The organism is Halolactibacillus halophilus (assembly GCF_900115605.1).
Taxonomy (GTDB): domain Bacteria; phylum Bacillota; class Bacilli; order Bacillales; family Amphibacillaceae; genus Halolactibacillus; species Halolactibacillus halophilus.
Window position 1 is genome coordinate 1 of the sequence record NZ_FOXC01000087.1, and the last position, 1,568, is coordinate 1,568.

The window sequence follows — 1,568 nt, forward strand, 5'->3', positions numbered from 1 at the left end:
GGTTGTATAATATTTGGTGTTGGTGAAGGGATTTTAAGTGAGACAGAGATTGCTCACTTAAATAACTCACTAGCACCTTATTTCTGCCTAAATGTAGAAAACAAGTGAGTTTCCCTGTAATATTAGTTTTAACCACAAAACCATTAGGAGGGAACCCACTTGTCTATATCTAATACTATAAGAATTCTCTTTGACATTCAAGATGAAAATATTAACTTTAAAGAGGATTGTGCCCGCGCGGGCACAAAGAATGGCCATGCTTGCACATTTCTAGAAGGAACACTCACATATACTCCGACGCACTGTGACCGCTGTCACGCCGAAAATGAAGACGACACTATTATTAAAAATGGCACGAAGACGTCAACGATCGTTATTCCCGCTGGGGGAACGAAAAAGACGTATCTCGAATTAAAAAAACAACGCTTCTATTGTAAACAATGCCAGACAACGTTCGTGGCGAAAACATCGCTAGTTGACGAAGGGTGTTTCATCTCGAAAGATACGCGCCTTCAGGCGGGGATAAAAACAGCTGAAGCCCGTTCAATAAAGGATATTGCCCGTGATTGTGCTGTTTCTCCAACAACGATTCAACGTGAAATTAATAGGGCGAGTAAAGAGCTTCAAACGTATGATCGGACGTTACCTGAGAACCTTTCTTTTGATGAATTTAAAGTCGCTAAAGGACAGATGGCTTTTATCTATATTGATGTGGCTTCTGGTGATCTCTTAGATATACTCCCACAACGTGATGGGCGCACGATTCGCAACCACTTTACGACGTATTTCACTTTTAAACAGCGCAAGAAAGTGAAGACAGTGACGATTGATATGAATGCGAGTTATCAAGGCGTGATTAAGGATCTGTTTCCTAACGCTAAGATTATTATCGATCGCTTCCACATCGTACAATTGATGACGCGAGCGATGAATAAAACGCGTGTCAAGATCATGCAAGCATTTAATACATCAAACGGCGAAGACAAAAAGAAATACCGTCGGCTCAAGCGATACTGGCGACTCATGTTAAAACCAAGCGAAGACCTTTCAAGTACAGAATATAAGCACTATACCATGTTCGGGCAACTCCCATCTAAATCTGTTGTGGATACTATGTTAGAGTATTCTGATGAACTAAAAGCTAACCATGACTTACTCCAACGCTTCTTTAAAGCTTTTGATGATAGGAATCATGACGATCTCGAAGAGATCGTGAAAGGAAAACTCGATGATAATATTTCTAGTTATATGAAAACGAGTATAAAGACGTTAAAAGAACATTTACCACACATTCAAAATAGCTTTGACTATACGTACAATAACGGTCGCATTGAAGGTATTAATAACAAAATCAAAGTCTTAAATCGCGTCGCATACGGCTATCGTAATTTCAAAAACTACAAGAACAGAATTCTTTTACATTTTGCGTACAAACCAGTTGAACCACAGAAGAAAAAAACACAAAATAAAACACATGTTTCAGCTGCATAAAAAGAGCCGAAACATGTGAAATATAAACTTGAAATTATTGGTTAAAACTTCTCACCAACACCATTTGACAAAGAACC

The 1,568-nt window shown here is 38.7% G+C and carries 1 protein-coding gene; it reads left to right on the top strand.

From position 1 onward, the window contains the following. Nucleotides 1-159 precede the first annotated feature (159 nt). Complete coding sequence (locus tag BM098_RS13210) at nucleotides 160-1,491, top strand: ISL3 family transposase (RefSeq protein ID WP_089834124.1); 1,332 nt, start codon at nucleotides 160-162, stop codon at nucleotides 1,489-1,491. Nucleotides 1,492-1,568: the final 77 nt, after the last annotated feature.